The 20,156-nt window shown below is 42.3% G+C and carries 21 protein-coding genes, 1 tRNA gene and 1 pseudogene; 7 read left to right on the forward strand and 16 right to left on the reverse strand.

Annotated features, from left to right (window positions below; translation table 11 throughout):
- Nucleotides 1-89 precede the first annotated feature (89 nt).
- Nucleotides 90-163 (forward strand) — tRNA-Pro (locus HMPREF9624_RS04540).
- Between the two features lie 62 nt (nucleotides 164-225).
- Here HMPREF9624_RS04540 and HMPREF9624_RS11740 read toward each other — a convergent pair.
- Nucleotides 226-366: a hypothetical protein gene (locus HMPREF9624_RS11740; protein ID WP_009536725.1), complete on the reverse strand. Its 141-nt coding sequence runs from the start codon at nucleotides 364-366 to the stop codon at nucleotides 226-228.
- A 141-nt stretch (nucleotides 367-507) separates the two neighbouring features.
- On the opposite strand from HMPREF9624_RS11740, the pseudogene HMPREF9624_RS12260 reads away from it, so the two are divergent.
- The 5 genes and pseudogenes from HMPREF9624_RS12260 to HMPREF9624_RS04560 all read left to right on the forward strand — a co-directional run.
- Nucleotides 508-721 (forward strand): annotated as a pseudogene (locus tag HMPREF9624_RS12260) (Rid family hydrolase); the annotation flags it as partial.
- A 3-nt stretch (nucleotides 722-724) separates the two neighbouring features.
- A complete protein-coding gene (locus HMPREF9624_RS04545; RefSeq protein ID WP_009536726.1) occupies nucleotides 725-1,174 on the forward strand; it encodes a DUF3290 family protein in 450 nt (149 codons plus the stop codon).
- A gap of 72 nt (nucleotides 1,175-1,246) precedes the next feature.
- Nucleotides 1,247-1,879 (forward strand): DUF421 domain-containing protein, encoded by a 633-nt coding sequence (locus HMPREF9624_RS04550; RefSeq protein ID WP_009536727.1) that lies wholly within the window; start codon nucleotides 1,247-1,249, stop codon nucleotides 1,877-1,879.
- A gap of 290 nt (nucleotides 1,880-2,169) precedes the next feature.
- Nucleotides 2,170-2,439: a TIGR04076 family protein gene (locus HMPREF9624_RS04555; protein WP_009536728.1), complete on the forward strand. Its 270-nt coding sequence runs from the start codon at nucleotides 2,170-2,172 to the stop codon at nucleotides 2,437-2,439.
- A gap of 467 nt (nucleotides 2,440-2,906) precedes the next feature.
- Nucleotides 2,907-3,494: a Cna B-type domain-containing protein gene (locus HMPREF9624_RS04560; protein ID WP_242822623.1), complete on the forward strand. Its 588-nt coding sequence runs from the start codon at nucleotides 2,907-2,909 to the stop codon at nucleotides 3,492-3,494.
- Nucleotides 3,495-3,648: 154 nt separating this feature from the next.
- Here the strand turns inward: HMPREF9624_RS04560 and HMPREF9624_RS04565 are convergent, their stop codons facing one another.
- From HMPREF9624_RS04565 to holA, 14 genes are all read right to left on the reverse strand, one after another.
- The gene (locus tag HMPREF9624_RS04565) at nucleotides 3,649-5,172 is read right to left on the reverse strand and encodes an ATP-binding protein (protein ID WP_009536730.1); all 1,524 of its coding nucleotides are present in this window, start codon (nucleotides 5,170-5,172) and stop codon (nucleotides 3,649-3,651) included.
- 62 nt (nucleotides 5,173-5,234) lie between these two features.
- On the reverse strand, nucleotides 5,235-6,893 hold the full coding sequence (locus HMPREF9624_RS04570) for a vWA domain-containing protein (RefSeq protein ID WP_009536731.1): 1,659 nt from the start codon (nucleotides 6,891-6,893) through the stop codon (nucleotides 5,235-5,237).
- 11 nt (nucleotides 6,894-6,904) lie between these two features.
- A complete protein-coding gene (locus tag HMPREF9624_RS04575; protein ID WP_009536732.1) occupies nucleotides 6,905-7,819 on the reverse strand; it encodes a leucine-rich repeat protein in 915 nt (304 codons plus the stop codon).
- 3 nt (nucleotides 7,820-7,822) lie between these two features.
- Nucleotides 7,823-8,419 carry a 5'-deoxynucleotidase gene (yfbR, locus tag HMPREF9624_RS04580; RefSeq protein ID WP_009536733.1) on the reverse strand — a complete coding sequence of 199 codons (597 nt, stop codon included), beginning with the start codon at nucleotides 8,417-8,419 and terminating at the stop codon, nucleotides 7,823-7,825.
- Nucleotides 8,419-9,309 (reverse strand): DNA-3-methyladenine glycosylase family protein, encoded by an 891-nt coding sequence (locus HMPREF9624_RS04585; RefSeq protein ID WP_009536734.1) that lies wholly within the window; start codon nucleotides 9,307-9,309, stop codon nucleotides 8,419-8,421. Before HMPREF9624_RS04585 ends, yfbR begins: the two co-directional genes overlap by 1 nt.
- A gap of 32 nt (nucleotides 9,310-9,341) precedes the next feature.
- Entirely contained in the window at nucleotides 9,342-9,989 is a 648-nt protein-coding gene (locus tag HMPREF9624_RS04590; protein WP_009536735.1) for a zinc ribbon domain-containing protein, read from the reverse strand.
- Complete coding sequence (locus HMPREF9624_RS04595) at nucleotides 9,986-10,237, reverse strand: hypothetical protein (protein WP_009536736.1); 252 nt, start codon at nucleotides 10,235-10,237, stop codon at nucleotides 9,986-9,988. Before HMPREF9624_RS04595 ends, HMPREF9624_RS04590 begins: the two co-directional genes overlap by 4 nt.
- A gap of 129 nt (nucleotides 10,238-10,366) precedes the next feature.
- Nucleotides 10,367-11,059, reverse strand: coding sequence for a Bax inhibitor-1 family protein (locus HMPREF9624_RS04600; protein WP_009536737.1), 693 nt, complete (start codon nucleotides 11,057-11,059; stop codon nucleotides 10,367-10,369).
- 65 nt (nucleotides 11,060-11,124) lie between these two features.
- A complete protein-coding gene (locus HMPREF9624_RS04605; RefSeq protein WP_009428519.1) occupies nucleotides 11,125-12,654 on the reverse strand; it encodes a sensor histidine kinase in 1,530 nt (509 codons plus the stop codon).
- A 2-nt stretch (nucleotides 12,655-12,656) separates the two neighbouring features.
- Nucleotides 12,657-13,331 carry a response regulator transcription factor gene (locus HMPREF9624_RS04610; RefSeq protein ID WP_009428320.1) on the reverse strand — a complete coding sequence of 225 codons (675 nt, stop codon included), beginning with the start codon at nucleotides 13,329-13,331 and terminating at the stop codon, nucleotides 12,657-12,659.
- A gap of 92 nt (nucleotides 13,332-13,423) precedes the next feature.
- Nucleotides 13,424-15,241: an ATP-dependent helicase gene (locus HMPREF9624_RS04615; RefSeq protein ID WP_009536738.1), complete on the reverse strand. Its 1,818-nt coding sequence runs from the start codon at nucleotides 15,239-15,241 to the stop codon at nucleotides 13,424-13,426.
- Between the two features lie 101 nt (nucleotides 15,242-15,342).
- Nucleotides 15,343-15,870, reverse strand: coding sequence for a 3D domain-containing protein (locus HMPREF9624_RS04620; protein WP_009536739.1), 528 nt, complete (start codon nucleotides 15,868-15,870; stop codon nucleotides 15,343-15,345).
- A gap of 46 nt (nucleotides 15,871-15,916) precedes the next feature.
- Nucleotides 15,917-16,396: a 3D domain-containing protein gene (locus tag HMPREF9624_RS04625; protein WP_009536740.1), complete on the reverse strand. Its 480-nt coding sequence runs from the start codon at nucleotides 16,394-16,396 to the stop codon at nucleotides 15,917-15,919.
- Between the two features lie 105 nt (nucleotides 16,397-16,501).
- On the reverse strand, nucleotides 16,502-17,530 hold the full coding sequence (holA, locus tag HMPREF9624_RS04630; protein ID WP_009536741.1) for a DNA polymerase III subunit delta: 1,029 nt from the start codon (nucleotides 17,528-17,530) through the stop codon (nucleotides 16,502-16,504).
- A gap of 64 nt (nucleotides 17,531-17,594) precedes the next feature.
- Here holA and hemW point away from each other — a divergent pair, with 64 nt between their 5' ends.
- On the forward strand, nucleotides 17,595-18,911 hold the full coding sequence (hemW, locus tag HMPREF9624_RS04635) for a radical SAM family heme chaperone HemW (protein WP_009536742.1): 1,317 nt from the start codon (nucleotides 17,595-17,597) through the stop codon (nucleotides 18,909-18,911).
- Between the two features lie 14 nt (nucleotides 18,912-18,925).
- On the opposite strand, the gene HMPREF9624_RS04640 is transcribed toward hemW, so the two are convergent.
- Nucleotides 18,926-19,948: a branched-chain amino acid aminotransferase gene (locus HMPREF9624_RS04640; RefSeq protein ID WP_009536743.1), complete on the reverse strand. Its 1,023-nt coding sequence runs from the start codon at nucleotides 19,946-19,948 to the stop codon at nucleotides 18,926-18,928.
- Nucleotides 19,949-20,156: the final 208 nt, after the last annotated feature.

Below are 20,156 nucleotides of genomic sequence, written 5' to 3' on the forward strand. Positions count from 1 at the left end.
GCCAAAAGTCAATCAATTTTTTCTTGACAAGGAATGGCCTTCTCTGTATAGTTAATCGGTAAGTTTTTCGCCAAAAATCGAGAAACTTCCGAGGTGTGGCTCAGTTTGGTAGAGCACCTGGTTTGGGACCAGGGGGTCGCAAGTTCGAATCTTGTCACCTCGATTTTTTTATGCAAAAACTTAAAGCACGTTTTTAAACCTTAACCACTAGGAAATGGCTTAAAATCATGCTTTTTTCTTGTAGTTCATATGGTCAATCCCTTCCATCTTCATAGGTCTTGTGACAATGGCATTCGTCATCGGTTTTGATAACTCCTTATCCATCTCTTCCATTTCCTGCAGTCTCCCAATTTCTGCACTATACACCTTTACCTTTGCCTCCATCTCATCATAGATTTTGGCATTTTCTGGGAAAAATTACGGATAAGCCGATGAGTATTTCTTGTATTTTTATACAAGATTTGCGATAATATCAAAGATGTTCAATTGTTTTCTACAGAAAAGGAGATATACAATGAAAACGTATCAACAACAAATGCACCAGTAGCCATCGGACCTTATTCTCAGGGCTATGTTGTAGGAAATTGGGTTTTTTTCTTCCGGACAGATTCCGGTAGATCCTGCTACAGGAGAAGTTGCAGGACCGGATATCGCAGCACAGGCAGAGCAGAGCTGCAAGAATGTTAAGGCTGTAATCGAGGCTATTGCGGGGGGGTATAATGATATGAAATTTTATTCCTATGAATATCTATTAAGTAGGATAGAAGCGACCAACTGGCTGCAAATATTTTTCGCAGCCGTTGTTGTACTTCTATTGTTGTTTGCACTTATTATGTCTTTTCGAGACAAAAAAACCACTAAGTATAGAGAGTTATCCTTAATTGCTTTACTTTTGGTGCTTGTGACAATTGCTGTACATATTAATAACTATCAAAGCCATAAAAGAATTGATGATCAATACAGCACTGCTCTAAGAGTGATTGAGCAGGTATCTGTTCTATTGGATGAAGATAAAACGGACTTGTATATCAATACCCAGGCGGCAAGAGATGGAGCGATTATTAAGACCAAAGAAGATCAGTTTTACCGTATTATTTCTGTGGATGGAAATGTACTTTTGGAAAAAATGGATCTGTATAATCCTCAGATAGAAATTGTGGATGTGGAGAAGTAGAGAATAGTATCTCAAAGTAATATGCAGAATTAAAGGGTCATAAAGTATTGATGTAATTTGGAGGATAAGTAGATGATTGTGTCTTATATAAATATTGCCATTAAATTGGCATTGGGACTTTTGTCCATTGTAATGGTCATAAATTTTACCGGAAAAGGAAATTTAGCCCCTTCTTCTGCCAGCGACCAAGTACAGAATTACGTTCTTGGTGGCATTATCGGTGGTATGATATATAATGAGAACATAGGGCTTTTACAATATTTTATTATTTTATTGATTTGGTTTTGCCTTGTTTTGAGCTTAAGATGGTTAAAAACCAATAATGTTTTTTTCAAAAAAGCTATAGATGGGGAGCCGAGTTTGTTGATTAGCAGAGGGAAACTGGATACAGAGGCTTGTAGAAAGGCAGGGCTTACTGCTCACGAAATTATGTTTAAGTTACGAAGCAATAATATCTATAGTATTCGAAACGTTAAGCAAGCGGTACTGGAGCAGAACGGACAGCTAATCGTAGTAATGTCGGGGGAAGAAAACCCAAGATATCCTCTGATTACGGATGGAACAATTCAGGCTCAGGCTTTGGATAGTATTGATAAGACAGAGGAATGGCTTTTGGAAAGAATAAAGGAACAGGGAGTTGAATCTGTATCAGATGTATTTTTGGCTGAATACGAAAATGGAAACCTGAACATTGTCCTTTATTAATGAAAAAATAAGAAGGATATTACTGCAGTTAGTCCTCTAGAGCCTATGCCAAGGCCGGTCAGCATGAAAATGGTGTCAAGACTATTATAGTATTCTTCGGAAATATCCAACTGATGTAGTGTTTGCAATTTACCGTTTTTTCAAAAACTGATTGACAGCGCAACATTACTACCCATCAGCTTCTTTTCCTAGCCTTTTTTCTTTCTTTGTCATAATATAAAGAAGATAAACCAAGCTGTTTAGATGCAGTTTTATATACATTTTTGTTGAGAAGGAGTAGGTAGGGCGCTATGGGAAAGAGACCAAGAATCAAATTAACGGTTACGGACAGAAGAGGAAAGATGGGTTGCCATAGAGGGCATCATATAGGCCAGACTTTTGACTTTGATACAGAACGGGGAGAGCTTTGCCCCATGGCTATGCACTGCGCCTTTCCCTATATTGATATATTACGCTATGGTGGAAAGATTCCCGGGCAAGAAGAAGGAACAGCAGAATTTTGCTGTTCCGATGCGGATACCATCATGGTATTTAAGGCAGAGATTGTGGAGGAAGAATAAGCCTTTTAAATTTTTCGTATTAGCAAAGGTCTAAAAAAAATGGGAACAAGCTTTGAATAAAAAATGGGAACAAGCTTTGAATACTCTTGTTGACATCCATTTGAAAGCGTGCTAAAACAAATCTAATGACAGAGGTTGCGGGTAAGACCAGGCTTAGAGATGCTGGGGCTGTGCCTCTGTTTTTTATTCTCTAAAATCAACTTTTTATTTTATTGCTAAAAATTCTATAACTTGCTTGTCGAATCTTAAAATCTGTGTTAAATGTAGACAATAGATTTTGCGCAATTATATTTCAAAAAATGGAGGTAATTGACTTTGAACGCAAAAAAGAGAATTTTAGCTTTTCTTTTCTCCGTGCTTATGGTTTGGCAGGGCTATTCCCTAGTAAGAGCGGAGGGGGAAATGATTCATACCTTGACTCAGCTACTTTAAATGCCGCAAACGATTGGCAACACAATTTCTTTGTACTGAAAGAAAAGAACGGAGAAAAAATAGAGTACCAAGTGAAAGAAGTAAAAGTAGAAGGCTACGACACTGCTATAGAGAATCTTTTGGATTCCGGACGTGGCTTCATCATAACAAACACAAGTAATACTCCTCCGGAAGAAGAAAATACCCCGGATCCGCCAAAGGGAAATGACAATCCTCCCACTCCCGGCGGAAATGAGAATACTCCTCCTAACCCCAATGGTAACGGAGGCACTCCTCCTATCCCGGGGAGAGGCGGTAATACTCCCGGAAATCCCGGCGTTGGCGGAAGTACTCCTCCAAGAGTAGTAGAAACACCTCCTGCCGGTGGCACAACTCCCCCCTCTGTAGAAACTCCCGGTGAGGTTTTAGGGGCGGACAGAACTCCTTCCTCCGGCGAAACAAAGCTCGCCCCTCAGGTACTTGGAGCAGATAGAGCGGAAAAAGTACCCCATCAGGGAAGAGGATGGACCAAAACATCCGATAGCAGTGCTGTATATCTTTATCTCAGCTTCTTCCTCCTTTCTCTTACAGCTTTTGCCTTTGTTATGATGCAAAAGAAGCGAAATGCGGAGAATAAAAAGTAAGGGAAGAAAACAGAGAGCTTGTACGCCTTGAAGGCTATACGTACTAAAGACAAAAATCGTCATTTCGAGCTCTTCGAAATGACGATTTTTTAATGACCTTACAGTCTTTTCATGTTTTCCGCCCTTTCTCGGAAGACAAAATCAGCTTGGGAATCTAGTTCCTTAAAGCCTGCTCAGCTTCCTCCTGTAATAACTTCTGCTTATCCTTCAAGAGCAAATATTGGTTATAGCGGGAATACGTTTCATTTCCGATATCGGAAAGAAACTCCAGGGCATAACGGCTCTTACTGATTTCTGACAGGAACAGCAGAAGCTCTTGCCCTTCTCCGAAGGTATTGCCGAGAAAATTCAAAGCATTGCTGAGCATTTCACCGGTTTTTCGGATTTCCTCCTGTCTCTCTTCCTCCTTTTTCCTAAAACATTCTTTGAGGAAGGAAAAAGCCGCCTCATTGTCTCCCTGCATTTCATCCTTCATGGATATTTCCTCCTTTAAGGATGCGTTAAACATGCCGAGCATTTGCATGAATTGCAAGCGGATGCTCTCTTCTTTCTTGGACAGCATTCTCGCCTCTTTTAAACTCGCCATTCTCTTCCGCTGTCTCTTTACTTCCTCTTCCAACGCTTGAGACACAGGAATTTCTGCCGATCCCTCCTTGGTATTTTTCAAGAATTGGAATATACGGGAAAACAGTTCCTTCTCTTTCCCATAGTTCCTAAAACTGTTTTGCAGTGCATCCGTTAAAAGAGAAAGAAGGCTCAATTTTTCATCAAAGGGAGCTTCCAGGAAGAGTCTGCTTTCCTTCACTTCCACTCCCGCCAGGATATCAGGAACATGATAGATTTCTCTATATTTCCTATAAAGACTATAATAAAGTGTAAAGTCCTCCGCCACCTCCGGGTCTGCAAGGTATTCCAAAGAAAGCTCTTTTTCCAAAGGATAATGCAATTCTTCATAAACCTGTAAGAGCTTCGATAGATCCTCCCAGGAACGGGCTGTCACATATCGCTTTCCCTCGATATCCTGCTTTACAAAGTAAAATCGATCCTTCTTAATCTCTAAATACGAGGTAATAGCACTATGAATTCCCGCCTGATAGGCATAAGTCTTAAAGCTTTGAAAGTCCTCTTCAATATCTATTTTTCTGAGTCTATCCAAAGTTGCAATATCAAAATCCCGTACAGACTTATTAAATTCGGAAGGATTTCCGGCTGTCACAATGATAAATCCCTCCGGAACACGATGCATGCCGAAAGTTTTGTACTGCAAAAACTGCAGCATGGTCGGAGATAAGGTTTCGGAAACCGCATTAATTTCATCCAAGAAAAGGATTCCCTCTTCTATCCCGGTCCGTTCAATCTGTTCATAGACCGATGCCACAATTTCGGACATCGTATACTCTGTTACCGAATACTCCTTCTCCCCATAGATTTTCCGGGAAATGAAAGGAAGACCGATGGCAGACTGTCTCGTATGGTGCGTGATTGTATAGGAAATTAGGTTGATACCGAGTTCCTCCGCCACCTGTTCCACGATTGCTGTTTTCCCGATTCCGGGAGGTCCCATAAGAAAAAGAGGTCTTTGCTTTTCTACCGGAATCTTATAGCTTCCGTCCTCATCTCTCTTATGATAGGCCTCAACGGTCCTTTTTATTTCTTCTTTTGCTTCTTGTATGTTCATTTTCTCCTACTCCATTAAAATTGATATACAGCGCCTTATTCTTCCCGCGCAAAATGCTTAGTCTAAATATATAGTTTCATCACCCAGAACGGGGCATTTTCATCGTCAATATCTTCCCCTTTCGGAAAAACAAAAGCAGCCGTATAGTTTGGCGCATATTTAGGATATCTTCCTCTCCCGTCCGTAAAGTAGAGGAGGGCTTTTAATTCCTTCAACTCCCCCTTCTTCCGCAAATCCTCTATATAGTGAAAAACTGGACGAAAATCCGTTCCATAGCCGCCGTTCACCTCGAAACTTTCCCGATATCGCTCCATTTCTTCCGCATTTTCAATCAAGATATCCTCTCGAATTCTATCATCACACTCCAGGATATGCACTCGACACTTACTAAAGAAAGCATCTTTATCCTCTAAGATAGCCAGCGTCTCCTCCAAAAAGTGCTTTACCATCTCTCCTTTGGTGGAATAAGAAGTATCGATTGCGATGACAAGTTCCGGAATCTTTCGCTTCTCGCGATACTCATTTTCTTCAATAAGCGGCATATTGCCGTACTGAGAAAGTCCAAAACAATAATAGCCGTAGTCAAAGGATTCCGGATCGGTTTTCAGCTCCTCTCTGTCCACGGAAAATTTTCGAAGAAATTCCCGAAAAGGCGTATAGCTTTTATGCTCTAACCGAAGAAACCAAGAGAGTATTTCTCCCTTTTCCTTATTCCTCTCTCCCTTCATCTCCTCTTCCGTGCGTTTTCCGATATCTTCCCAATCCCTGTCCAGTTCCTTACGCCTTTCCTCTTCTTTCGTCCGATTCTCATTCCCCGGCTTCCGCTCGGATTTTTTTCTCTGCTTTTCCTCTTCCGTAATTTTAGAATCTCCGGAGCCTTGCGCTGCATTCTCCTCTTTCTCAATCCCTTCTTCGTCTTTTACCCTCTCAGATTGGCTGTCTCCTTCTCTTTGTGATTTCGGATTTTCATTATTTGGGCTTTCTAAGCCATCATTCTTCTCTCCATCCTTTTCCCCTCCGAAGCTCTCCTCCCTTTCTTCATCTCCTCTTCTTTCGGAACTCTCCGTCTCTTTTCTGTTCTCTCTTCCCCCGGGGTTCTCCGTACTCTCTCTACTCTCCCCGGCTTCGGAACTCTCCATTTCTTCTGTCCCGGACTTCCCTTCTTCCTCTCCGAGCTTTTTCCAAAAGCAGTGATCATCCTTTACAAACTCCTGCTCCAAGCGTTCCTTTTCCGAATAGCTTAAATTTTGTTCTGAAAGATAGGCATAAATACGCTCCGCACTTAAGCTTTTCACTTCTTTTTCCAGTTTTTGAAAGTAAGACTCCCGAAAGGGATAAGCCGGACAATAAAGAAGCTCTATATCCATAGAATCCAGTACATATTCCACATGAATATCCGTTGCCAGATTCCACAGCTCTTCTTCCTTTCCCTCCGTTTTAAACATATGGCGAAAAAGGCAATGTAAGAGACTGTGCATATACAATCGATACAGCTTTTGCGGACTTTCCACATAAAGTTGAAAAACAAACTCGGGATGAAAATGAATTTTCTCCCCCTCCGTTCCGATTCGTCTTGTATTAAAATCCATCTGAAAAGAAAGCTTATCCAAGGCCCTACTAAGATAACGCATGGATAAACTAAGTTCTATTTTTGCCTGATTTAAAATCCTAAGCCCAAGGTTATTCAGTGCCCCTTGCGCCGTTTGCCTTCTCTCTTCCATCTTTCTCCGATTTATAAACTGTCCGGGTCAAAGAACACCTTTTCTCTCTCCTTTTTTAAATATCGCTCCTGGTAATCCAAAAATCTTGCCGTGAGTTCCGCATTCCCATATTGAGCCAGAAGCTCCAGCGCAGTCTTTACTCCCGCTTCGGAAAAAAGCCGCAGGCTCATATAAAATTCCACCCACTCCGTCTCACAATCCAATAAAAGCAGCCTCAACGCAAAGCTGTCTTCTTCTCGCAAAAAGTGAAGGTAGTCTTCCTTTGCCTTGTCCAAAAGTTCCAACGGATAGCGCAGTCTTCCCAGCGCAATATAGACAGCGGCTCCTTTCGCATCATGAATCACCCTTTCAAAAAGCTTGTCATAAAGTCTAAGATCAATGCGGGCTCTCCCCACTGTCTGGCGATAGCTATAGCCGCAACCGTCAATCGTGTCATGAATTTGCCTGGCCATGGTATCTTCTCGTACCCGATCAACATAACCGGGAAAAAGCAGGGAAAGCTCTTCCTCGCCATTTAGATACAAGTGAAACTGCAAGCGTCTGTCACTGTCTCCCAGGATATCGCGAACGATTTGGAAATTGCCATCTTTTTCAAAATAAACAAAGATATGCGATAAACAAAGACACTGACGAAGAGAACCGTCATAATAGTCCTCCACACTGTCCCAAAGAAGGAATTCTCTGAGATTCTTACAGTTAAAAAAGGAAAAAGCCCTGAGTGTGCGAATGGATTTCGGAAGTTCCACCCTTTCCAAATCTCCTCTTCCGTCAAAGGCATGAGCCGCAATTTCCACTACCGGAAGCTTCTCTCCGGACGCATTTTCCAAGTACTCCGGAATGCGGAGAACGCGAGCATTGCCCTCATAACCTGTAATTACAAACCCCTTTCTTCCCTGCAGTTCCTTTTCTTCCACTAAAAAAGCCATCTTCTACTCCGTAAGTTCATCTAAAGTCTTTCCATATGCAGGCAGAAAGTCCTCCATAAAAATCTTCAATTCCGTAAGCTCTTCCGCCATTTCCTCTATTTTTTTTCTGGTAGAAGCCGCCGCTGTGGCAAACTCCTGATTTCCGCTACGGAGCTCTTCTTCACACTTAATCAAAGCCGACAACTTATCTGCAGCCTTAATCAGTTTGTTTTCATAAGCCGTATTCTCCTCTTCTTCCGGAAAAAATACCTTTCTGTACTCTTCTTCCAAGTAGTCGGGGAGTGTGGAAAGCAGGCGTTCCTCTGCTTCCTTCTCCACTTTTTTATAAGCTGTTTTCAACTCCTCCTTCCGGTATTTTACAGGGGTAGGCATATCTCCGGTAAGAATTTCCGCAGCATCATGATAAAGCGCCCGAAGAACCGCCCTATCCACCGAAAGTTTTTTATTTAATTTTTTGTTGCCAATCAAACACAGTGCATGAGTAAGAATTCCCACCTCCAGACAATGCTCGGACAGATTTTCCTCTCTGGCATTTCGCATCAACGCCCAACGATGAATATATTTCATTCTGGACAGTAAAGCAAAAAATGAATGTGACACTACCATTCCTCCTTATGATGAATTGCGTAATGAAAAAGATACTGTTGAATAATCCCTCCGTCGGGATCGTTTAGATAGGGGTTTGCGCCGCAATAAGCCTTATCCCAAATTCGCTTCATCCAAACATCCTCCGGGATAATATCCATCCTGGAATAGGCAAACAAAGCCACGCAGGCCGCCACCTTAATGCCCACTCCATGCACTTCCATAAGTTTAGACAGAAGCTCTTCGGTGGGCACTTTATCCAAAGCATAGAGATCCAGTCGCTTCTCGAGTACCCGTTCTACCGCGTCCCTTACGAAGGGGGCTCTATACCCCAAGGAACATTCGGAAAAATCGGCATCTTGTAAAGCCTCTGCACGGGGAAACAAATATACCTCTTTTTCCTCCACTTTACTATATTGTTTTTCTCCAAACCGCTCGCAAAGCTTTTCCACCGAGGAACGAATTGCCGGAATGGACTTTCTTTGCGATAAAATAAAAGTAAGCAGGGTTTCAAACGGATCCTGCCTCAACACTCTTAATCCCTTTCCGTAAGCAATGCATTTCTGCAGATAATCATCTTCTCGACTCTTTCTTTCTATCTTCCCGTACTTTCTCTTTCCGTCGAAATAGGGAAGCCAGATCTTCTTCCATTGTTTTTCCGTAATTTCCCGAGCTTCTCCATCCCCTTCTTCCGTGATATTGATATAAAAAGCAAGCTCCTTTGCAGAAACTTGCTTAAGATACAGAATAGAATCCTTGGTAATAAAGCGAAAGCAGGAAGGAAATATTTCCCTGGGGCGAAAACATTGCCCGCTCCTAACTATTTTTTCCAGAGAAATCTCCTCCGGAAAACACAGTTCCGACCATTTTATTGCATGCTTTAAGTTTGCAGAACAATTCTCCATATTCTTCTTTCTTACTAAATCCAAAACCCTTTTTAAATAAAAAAACAAGTTACAAACAAAACCAGATGCATTGCCATGAAAAAGAGTAGCGGATTATTTTTTTCCTTCCTCCTTTTTAAAATGAAGTAAAGGGTATAGGGGGGACAGATATAGAAGGCGAGGTGTTCCGCCTCACCAAGCTTTCTGTTCTTATCTATGCTCCAAAGACGATGAATTTCTCCATCCAAAAAGTACGACACAATCATGGCAATCACAAAATAGACGAGCAATACCGTAAAATACCAAGGAAGAAAACTGCTTTTCGCAACAAGGACTTTAAAGAATATAGCAATAATCGGTGGCATAATACTTAAAATCAGAAGTCTAAAATCCAAAATATACTTATCCCAATCTTTTTCTTCATTTTTCGCAAAAGATAGAGCGTCCATCTTTTCTTTCCAGTGCTTTTTCTCCTCCAAATCATCCTGAACACTTCCGTTCAGCTCATCCTTTTCCAGAAGTTCTCTAACTTTTTCCGGTACATTTTTCCCGCAACCCGGACAAACGGTATCTCCTTTTTTTATTTCCGTCTTGCAATAGGCGCAGATTCTTTTTACCTTTATACGAATGAGCGGTGTCTTACAGTAAGGACATCTCTCCAAATTATCTTCAATTTCTCGCCCGCAATGCTTACAAATCATGCTTTCTTTCCTTCCTCCTCGGAAGACCCATTCAGGTCTTCCAATGCCTCTGTCAGATAAGAAAAGGAAAGCAAGCTTCGTCTTCGCTCTTCTTCCTCCAACTCTTCCAAGCGTCCCTGCAGTGCAAAATATCGTCTTTCGTTTCCCTCGTCAATCCACCAATGCTGAAACTCTTCGTCTGAAGACAGATTCTTCTTCAAAAGCATTTCCTGCATCAAGTTTCGTAATGCAATTCTTAAGTCTTCCATCTCTTTCCCTCATAAAAGGGGACGGGAAAAAATCTCTTCTCCGCATCCCCTCTTATAGAAAAATGATAAGGAGCTGTCGAAGCCTCCTTTTTTTCATTCGCAATCAATCCCCGGCCGGGCCTTATAAAATCATCTTCTTCTGCTTGCCATGAGTCTTAAGATTCTGATGAAAATATTGATAATGTCCATGTAAAGCTGTAAGGCCGTAAAGCAGGCATAACTTGCCGTGCTCGGATACTGCTGCCCTCTTGCCCAGTCATATCCGAGATAGAGGGAGAAAATAAAAATGCCGATTATCGCAAAGATATTCGGGTAAAAAATTCCCAAGAGCATGGTAACAAATTCAGCAACCACCAGACCGATCAAAGCAATAAAAAGCGTCTTTCCCATGGAGAGAAAGGCATTCGGGAAGAGCATGCCCGCAACGGTCATCGTTATAACCACCACGGTAGTTAAAACTGCAGCCAAAACAATATACTGCGCCGGATAGATGAGTCCCACAAAGGACAACAAGGTACCGAAAGCCAGAATATTCAGACCGTATCCGATAAGGGATAGAACATAATTTCCTTTAGCCGCAATCATTCCTCCGACAACGCCTACCACTAAAAATCCGATGGAAAAAATAAGCGGATGCACAGAATAAATCTGTGGCAAAACATAGGGCATTCTCAGCGCCAGAAAATAGGTAATAACCAGCCCCACCAAAAGGTGTACGCCGATGGAGACATTGTACATCGCGGGAGAAAGCGTCCCCTGTGTATATGCGGAAAGGCCGCTTCCGTTCTCTTCTCTATTATTCATTTCATTCCATTCGTTCATCTTATACGCTCCTTTCAAATCCAAAAGCATTTTGCTTATTCTATCATATATTTACATTTTTTTCATTAAAATAATTTTTCTCGCCTCTCGAGGGTAAACCAGAAGTCCACTCCCGTGAGGGTATTTTTCACACCGCATTCCTGGTGATGGCTGTCCATAATTGCCTTTACGATGCTTAAACCGAGACCGGATCCGCCATAAGCTCTGGTATGCGCCTTATCCACCTTATAAAACTTTTCAAAAATATGAGGCAGATCTTCTTTCGGGATAGGATTCCCCGTATTGCGAACATGCACCTCTACCAGATTTTTTCCGCGATACTCGGTATAAATGCCGATTTGCTTTGGCTCTGTCACATGGTGAATCGCATTTTGCAGGTAATTCATTAAGACCTCTTCAATCTTGAACTCATCTCCGTATAAATAGAGCTCCTTCGGAATGTCCACCTCCAGCTGTATTCCCTCTTGTTTTAAGAGAATATCCATATTCGCAATGACTCCCTGTAAAAGCTTCGGGAAATCCAGTAACGTGAAATCCGGAAGATCCTTTCCCTGCTCGATGGCGGAAAGATTCATCAAATCCTTCACCATATGATTCATCCGTTTAGCCTCATCGAGAATGACGTTACTGTAATAGGTCCGACTTTCACTATCCTCGCAAAGCCCCTCGGAAAGACCCTCGGCATACCCCATAATAAGTGCAATCGGTGTCTTTAACTCATGCGAAACATTGGCAACAAACTCCTGCCTTCTTTTATCAATCAGGGTTTTATTTTCAATATCACTCTGGAGCTCATTGTTGGCCTTCTTCAAATCACAAATGGTCTCTTCCAGTCTTTCCGAAAGGATGTTCATGGAATTTCCCAAGGTATTAATCTCGTCGGTGTTATCCCCTTGAAAGCGGGCAGAAAAATCCAAACGACTCATCTTTAAGGACAATTGTGCAAGCTCCTGTATCGGCTTCGTCACTTCATAGCTTGCGATATAGACAATAATCACGCCCAAGGCCATGGTCATCCCGCCGAGAAAAAGCAGGAAGCTGTTAAATACGGAGACTGCCTCACTCAAACTGGAAAGAGGCATAGACATGATGAAGGAGCTGCTGTTATCCGAAAAATACCCCCAGGACTCCATATACCCGCCTTCTTCTCCTCTTCCTCGTGTTTTGATGATGGTATAATTATCTCCTTTGTAGAGAGATTTTCTTTTTTCTCCGTCTTTTCCCAGAATATAGGAGGAAAGTCTTTGCAGAAGCATGGTCGGATTTGCGGAAGATGTGTACGAACGTGAACTGTTGTTGTCCATGATAATTACGGAAATATTTTCCGTCTCCGTCAGACGGGAAACATAGCGCATGGCAGAGGTCTGTGCTTCCCCGTTCGTTCCTTCCTCTTCCGGAAATGCGGCTGAAAATCCGCCGCTTAGTTGCAAATACCGATCAATCTCCTGATAAGCGTTTTGAAGCACTTTCTCTTTTCTTTTTTCATAAAAACGCTCTAAAAAGAAGTTGTCTCCTACCAGCATGATTACAATTAAGACAAAGAAAACCCCTGCAAAAAGCAGGGCAAACCTTCCCCTCAAGTAGTGTTTTTTCATTTTTAGTCTACCTCGAATTTATAACCCATTCCCCATACGGTCTTGATGTAATCTCCTTTATCCATAAGCTTAGCCCTAAGCTTTTTTACATGGGTATCGATGGTTCTGGCATCCCCGAAATAATCATAATTCCATACATTGTTCAAAATTTTCTCACGAGAAAGAGCTATCCCCTTGTTTTCAATAAAATATTGTAAAAGTTCATATTCCTTAAAACTGAGTTCAATTTCCTTACCGTCCACACTGACACTATGCGCGGAGGCATCCATGCGTATCCCGCCGATTTCCAGCACCTCTTCCTTGTTTCCCCCTGTCCGTCGCAGTAACGCTTCCACTCTCGCTACCAGAATCTTAGGTGAAAAAGGCTTGGAAATGTATTCATCCGCACCGTAATCAAACCCTTTAAGCTCATCACTCTCCTCCGAACGGGCAGTAAGCATAATCACCGGAACCTTGGAGTGCTCCCGTATGGTTTTTAATACCTCCCAGCCATCCATTTTCGGCATCATCACATCTAAAATAACAAGAGCGATATCCTTTTTCTTAAAGAATATATCGATAGCCTCTTCACCGTCTCCGGCAAGTAAAACCTCATAGTCTTTCATTTTTAAAAAATCTTGTAACAGCTTTCGCATTCGTTCTTCATCATCTACAACCAAAATCTTCCGTTTTTCCATCTCTTTCTCTCCTATTAAACAACTCCGTTTTTCGGAGCCTTCCTTCCGCTCCTTGCTTCATTCTCTCTGAGCAGTTCCTTTTTCCCCTTAATCTAGCTCCCCTCCAGTAATTCCGGAATAAATCTGGAAGGCACTGTTTTTTTACTGTACCTCGTCTTTGTGACATAGATGTGAATTCCTTTTCTGGCCCGAGTAAGAGCAACATAAAAGCTTCGTCGTTCCTCCTCCAATTCCCCTTGTTTTTTGGCTCTGCCATCCGGAATGACACCCTCTATACAATCCGGTAAAAATACCTCATCAAATTCCAGTCCCTTTGCGCTGTGGTAGGTCATGAAGCGGACTCCCTTCCCCTCTTCACTCCTCCTCTTCTCCAGCGCTTTCCGATTAAATTCCGTTATAAAGCGGAAAAAAGATTCCAAATCCGGATAATTCTCGCTCATGGACGTAATTTCCTCCAGATTGTCCCACCATTCCGTAAAGTCTCTGTTCTTCTTTTTCGCAAAATCCTCCAGATATTTCTCATAGCCGATTTCCTTTCGAATAAAAAGAACGGCTTCTTTGGGAGGAAGCTTGGAAAGAGTCCGTAACTGCATCTCCAAAGCGGCTACCGCCCTATGCTCTCTGCCTGTTTTTACCGAATCGCACAAATCCTTTAATCCTGCATTTTCATGTAAAATCTTTTCTCTCCTCAGTCCTCTGTAAGGTTTGGAGAGAATCTGAATCAAATCCGATCCGTTCTCCGGATTCATCCCAAGGCGCAGATAAGCTAAAATATCTTTTCCGATAAAATGCTGAAAAACATTGTTGACCTCTTCATAAACCACAACAGGAATGTTTCGCTCCAGAAATTCCGGAAGAAGAGCCGGGATCTGATTCTTACTCCGGAACAGAATGGCGATTTCTTCCGGACGACATCCTTCCTTTAAGCATGTCTCAACATGCTCTGCAATAAGCCTGCCTTCCTCCGCCGTACTTTCCACAATATAATACTTGGCTCTTCCTCCTCTACCTTGTCTTCCAAACAGGTTTTTCCGAAATCGTTCCTTATTTTTCCCGATAAGCCTGGAGGAAAGCTCAACAATCTCTTCTTTAGAGCGAAAATTATCTTGTAAAAATATTTTCTCGCAGAAAGGAAAATCTTTTTCGAAACGAAAGAGAATATCCGGACTCGCTCCTCTGAATCCATAAATACTTTGGTCTTCATCTCCCACTACAAATAAAGATGCTCCCCTCTCGGCAAGCCCCTTTAAAATGGCGTATTGGATTAGAGAAAGATCCTGAAACTCATCAACCAGAATATGGGTATACCGCCTCTTCCAAAGTTCCGCCAAATCGGTATTTTTCTGAAGTTCCAGCAGAACTTCTATAAGCAGGTCTTCAAAATCCAGCTTACTTCTCTTTTTTCGCATCATTTCATAATATTGAAACAATGGAAGAAAGTTTTCATTTTTCTCTTCCCGCAGAAAAGCAAGTCTTTCTTCTTCTGTAATTGACTTAAAGTAGGATATCTGATTGCAGTAGTTTGGAAGCAGTTCCTCCACCTCTTCCCTTGCGATTCCCTGCTCCAAAAAATACCGACTAATCCAATCCATTTTTTCATAGAGGTCGACAAGATTCTCTTTTCCCACTCCTCTTCCTTCTTTCAAAAGTGACAGGCAAAGAGCATGAATCGTTGAAAAATGGGGAGACACCCCGGAAAGCCCTCTCTTTCGAAAGCGCAAAGCCATTTCCTTACTGGAAGCCCTTGTAAAGGAAAGCAACAAACAGGACCCGGAATCAGTGGCATTTTTTAAAAGATAGACAAGCCTTTCAGTCAGTACCGTGGTCTTTCCCGAGCCCGGTCCCGCAACAACAAGAACAGCTCTTGCCTGAGATGATATTGCTTTTTCCTGTTCTTTGGTGAATGCCATTTCCCTGTCCTTCCTCTTTGTTTCATGGATTTTTTCTTATTATAGTATAAAAAAAACAGCTATTCCACATATCCTGAAATAGCTGTTTTTCTTAAAATGCTTTATCCTATTCGATAAACCTGCGTATAACGCAAGGTCTGATGCGCCACTTTATGGCTATCAAAAAAGATGTCGATATGGTTGTTCTTTACCGCTCCTCCAACATCTTCCGCAATGTATTCCTGTCCATCAATCAAGAGCCTGGTTCCCAGCGGAATCACCCTGGGATCAACTGCAACCGTTCTGCCCGCCTTAGCCAACTTTCCGGAAGCCGTTCTTCTTCCATACCCCTCAGAACAGCTATAGCAGGGGCAGTAGCCGGTAATTTTAAAGGTTCCGAGCGGAGTCAAGGCGGTACCGGCTACACCGCTTCCGTCCGTTCCGCTGTCCTTTTCAAGCACAGCCTTCTCAGCCTGCTTTTCCACTTCCGTTTTCTCAGTACCTTCCGTGGAAAAATACAAAACATCTCCCAAACTTTCCGTTGTGTAGCTTCCGATAACGCTTTCCGCCTTCACCGTTTTAAAGGAACACAGGGTGAATAAACAGAAAAGGACAGCAGACACAAGCATTTTTCTTTTTTCAATGTACAAAATAAAACCCTCTTTCTTATCCGGTTAAACACCGGTAAAATTGATTCTACTCACTCTTTGGCACAGCTACATAGACTTCACTGTACACTCTTCCGGAACGGGTAAGCGCTCTTGCTTCCTCCATAGTAGAAAAATAAATATCCACCATTTTTCCCTTAACTCCGGAACCGATATCTTCTACTGTATAAACGGTATCCCCGATAAAAATCTTAGTTCCCAAAGGTAAAACCTTCAAATCTGCAGCAACAGTATGGTTCGCCTTTGTCGGTGCTCCGGAATAGGTCATTCCGTCTCCACTGTATCCTACAAGCTGGAACGTCCCTAAGGAAGCTCCTTTCGTATATCCTTGACTTTCCGAACTTGCTTCGTTTGCCGTAGTAGACTCCGGATTCAAATCATATTCAATGATTTCTCCCTTTCCCTGAGGAGCGCTCTGTCCTTCTGCTAATGAGGTTATGGGGAAAGAGAAGAGCATAAAAGCCAGAGCAAAGAACAAGCTCAACTTTTCTTTTCCTATTTTTAACATAGATATCCTCCTTATTTTTTGGATTCTAGCACAATTTTTAAGAAAGTATCTTTCATTTCTCTTACATCTGTATAAACTAATTTTTCCGTTTTTCAGAACATTTATTTATGAAAAATAGTCTTTTTCTTCTCCGCACAGAAGAACTTCCAAGGCCAATTGCTCCGCAATTTTCCCCTGCCGGATTTCTTCCTCCAGCCGCAGTAAGGCATGCATCAAATCCTCCAGCGCTTCCAGAGTATAGCTTCTGGCTTCACTGCAAAAGCGTCTTACTCTCCAGGGTTCCATAGAAAGTGCTTGCGCAATATCCCGTTCAGCTTTTCCCTCAGTTAGCATTTCCCTTACAATCAGAAGCTTCGTTACATTGTTTTTAATCATACTTCGAATTTTAGTAGGGCTTTCCTCCAGTTGCAGAAGATCTCCATAATAACGGAAAAGCGTCTCCCGATTTCCTCTTCCCAAAGCTTCAATCAGGTCAAATATTTTATCTTCCGGAAGCTTTTTTACACTAAGCTCTATGCTTTCTTCCGTGACCTCTATCTCCTCTCCTAAAAAGGAAATGACTTTTTGGCACTCCGCTTCAATCCGATACATATTATTGCCTGTGCGCTCCAGGAGTTTCTGCAAAAGAGGTCTGGTAATCTGCTTTTTTTCTTTTTTAAAAAATTGAAAAGCAAAGCGCTCCAAAAAATCGGCATCCTGCACTGTACAGGGAAGAATAAGTCCCCTGTCCTTTACAGTCTTATAAAAGGAACTCCGCTTGTCCACTTTTTCTTCCAGAAAAAGCATTACCGTAGTCCGGGGACTGGTCTTTAAATATTGCACAAAATCATCGGAAAGTTTTTTCTTTCCTCCTATCTTCCCGTCAAACAGCATTAGACGATACGGCGCAAAAAAAGGAAGCGTCTCGGCTGTTTCAATCAGATTCTTTGTTTCCAAATTCTCTTCGATTTGGGTAATATTAATGCCCTCATTTTCGGAAAAAGCTTTCAAAAAAAGCTTCTTATAATAGGACAGCAAATATCTTTCTTCCCCATAGAGAAGATAAAGAGGATGAAATTCACCGCTTTTCAATTCTTCCAAAAGGGTCTTTTGAGCCTTGGCAAAGGCTTCCCTTTCTTCCCGTTTTACATCCATTTTGCTCTCCTTGCCGAAAAAAATACTCTATGGTAAAGTGGGAAAAAACGAAGAGGATTTTCCCATGGACAAATTCAAAAGATTAACGGATTCCCTTGAAAAACGAGGGAAAAAGCCACTTGCATTATATATACACATTCCCTTTTGCGCAAGAAAATGCGGATACTGTGACTTTCTCTCCTTTCCTTCCACGGAAGAAAAAATGCGTTCCTATATGGAACAGCTCCGAAGAGAACTCCTTTTTCGTGCCGGAAAGCCGGGAGCGGATTGCAGCGATGATACGGAATATTTGCTCCATTCACAGTATGAAATTGTTTCCATTTTTTTCGGTGGAGGTACACCGAGCATTGTTCCTTTTTCCGAAATAGAGAAAACGATGGAAATGGTTCGTAAACATTATCCTTTGGCTGAAAATCCGGAAATCACGATAGAATGCAATCCCTCCTCCACGATGAAGTTGGCACTCCTTTCCTACAAAAGAGCCGGCATCAACCGCATCTCCTTCGGTCTGCAAAGCACGAATGATGAGGAACTGGCATTTTTAGGGAGAACGCACCGCTATAATGACTTCCTAAGAGCATACCAGGATGCACGCCTTTCGGGCTTTGACAACATCAGTATAGACCTGATAAACGGAATTCCCCTGCAGACTGTTGAATCCTACACCAGAACCTTGAAAAACATCCATATGCTTCGTCCGGAACACCTCTCCGTCTATAATTTAATTGTAGAACCGGGAACAAGATTTTATCACTTGCAAAAGGAAGGAAAGCTTCCTCTCCCAAGTGAAGACGAGCTTGTCAATATGGATAAGCTGACGCTGGAATGGGCGGCAAAAATGGGGATGGAGCGATATGAAATCAGCAATTTTGCAAAACCGGACTATTTTTCCCTTCACAACTTCAATTACTGGTCGGATGTCCCTTACCTGGGCTTCGGCATCGGCGCCTCTTCCTATTTTCAAAAATCCCGTTGGAAGAATTGCAACAATTTAAGAAAATACATGGAAATTGCCTTCCCCTCGGAAGAGGATAGAGGGCTTAAAATCACACAGACTTCAAGTACAGTCACAGGAATGTGCAAAGAAATCGAATCCTCCCCAGAAAAACAGAATCAAATTGAAAAAGAACTCACGGCAGACAGGCATGCTTTGAGCAAAAAAGAGCAGATGGAAGAGTTCTTCTTTTTAGGACTCCGCCGCACGGAGGGTATTACGGAAATGGATTTCGTTGCAAGATTTTCCGTGGATATGCATCAGCTTTACGGGGAGGTTCTTTCACAGCTTGTAAAAGAAGGCTATCTCATTCATAAGAATTCGCGTTACTATTTTACCGAAGAAGGACTGGATTTATCCAATCAATTGCTTGTACGTTTTTTGTAGAAGGCTATTTTTCTCTACAAAATCTTTCTAATCCACCCCTCCGGAGCCGGAATTTCTCCGTTCTGAATTCCGGAAAGTGTTTCATAAAGCTTCGCCGTAACTTCTCCCGGCTTTTCCATACCGCTCGGGAAAAGAATTTCTCTTTCATGATCCCGGATTTTTCCTACCGGAGAAATGACAGCAGCTGTTCCACAGAGACCGCACTCCACAAAGTTCGGAACTTCCGAGAAACGAACCTGTCTTTCTTCTACCGGAATATGCAGGATATGCTCCGCTACATAGATTAAGGAACGTCTTGTAATAGAAGGAAGGATGGAATCCGACTTCGGAATCACGAGTTTTCCTTCCTTATCTACAAAAAGGATATTGGCTCCACCGGTTTCTTCCACAAACTCTCGCTTGGCCGCATCGAGATATATGTTTTCCGCGAAACCTTTTTTCTTTGCAATTTCGTGGGAATGAAGACTCATCGCATAGTTTAAACCGGCTTTCACTGCTCCCGTTCCATGCGGTGCAGCACGGTCAAAGTCGGATACCATCAGCGCTATCGGCGTTGCACCTCCCTTAAAATACGGTCCTACCGGGGTTGTAAAGATACGAAACTGATACTCCTCTGCAGGCTGTACACCGATTACAATTCCGGATGCAAAAAGGTAAGGGCGGATATAAAGACTCCCTCCCGTTCCATATGGAGGAACCGAATCGACATTGGCTCTCACCACCTCATCCAATGCGGAAAGGAAACGTTCTACAGGGAAGCTCGGCATTTCCAAAAAGGCCGCCGAATGAAACATTCTTTCCGCATTCAAATCCGGACGGAAGCAAACGACAGATCCATCTTTCCAACGATAAGCCTTAAGCCCTTCAAAAACCTGTTGGCAATACTGTAAAATGCCTGCCGACTCATTGAGGACAACATTGCTGTCGCTACTCAATCCGCCCTCATCCCAGGAACCATCTTTATAGTTCGAAACATAGCGCTTTTCCGGTGTATGATAGGCAAACCCCAAATTTGAATAATCTAATTTCTCCGCCATTTTATTTCCTCCTGCTTAAAATCCCCTACACAAGAATTAAACCTTAAAACTGATTTCAACAGTATACCCGTCTTCTCTCAAGAATTCTACTCTTCCCTTTCAACTAAATTTCCGCCTTTCTCTCTACCTCAGTAATTTCACTGCTTTTTTATCTTTTTTCTCTCTTTTTCACAAAAAGATTGTGCAAAATTTATTTTACTTGTATTCC

It is taken from the genome of Oribacterium asaccharolyticum ACB7 (assembly GCF_000238075.1).
GTDB lineage: Bacteria > Bacillota > Clostridia > Lachnospirales > Lachnospiraceae > Oribacterium > Oribacterium asaccharolyticum.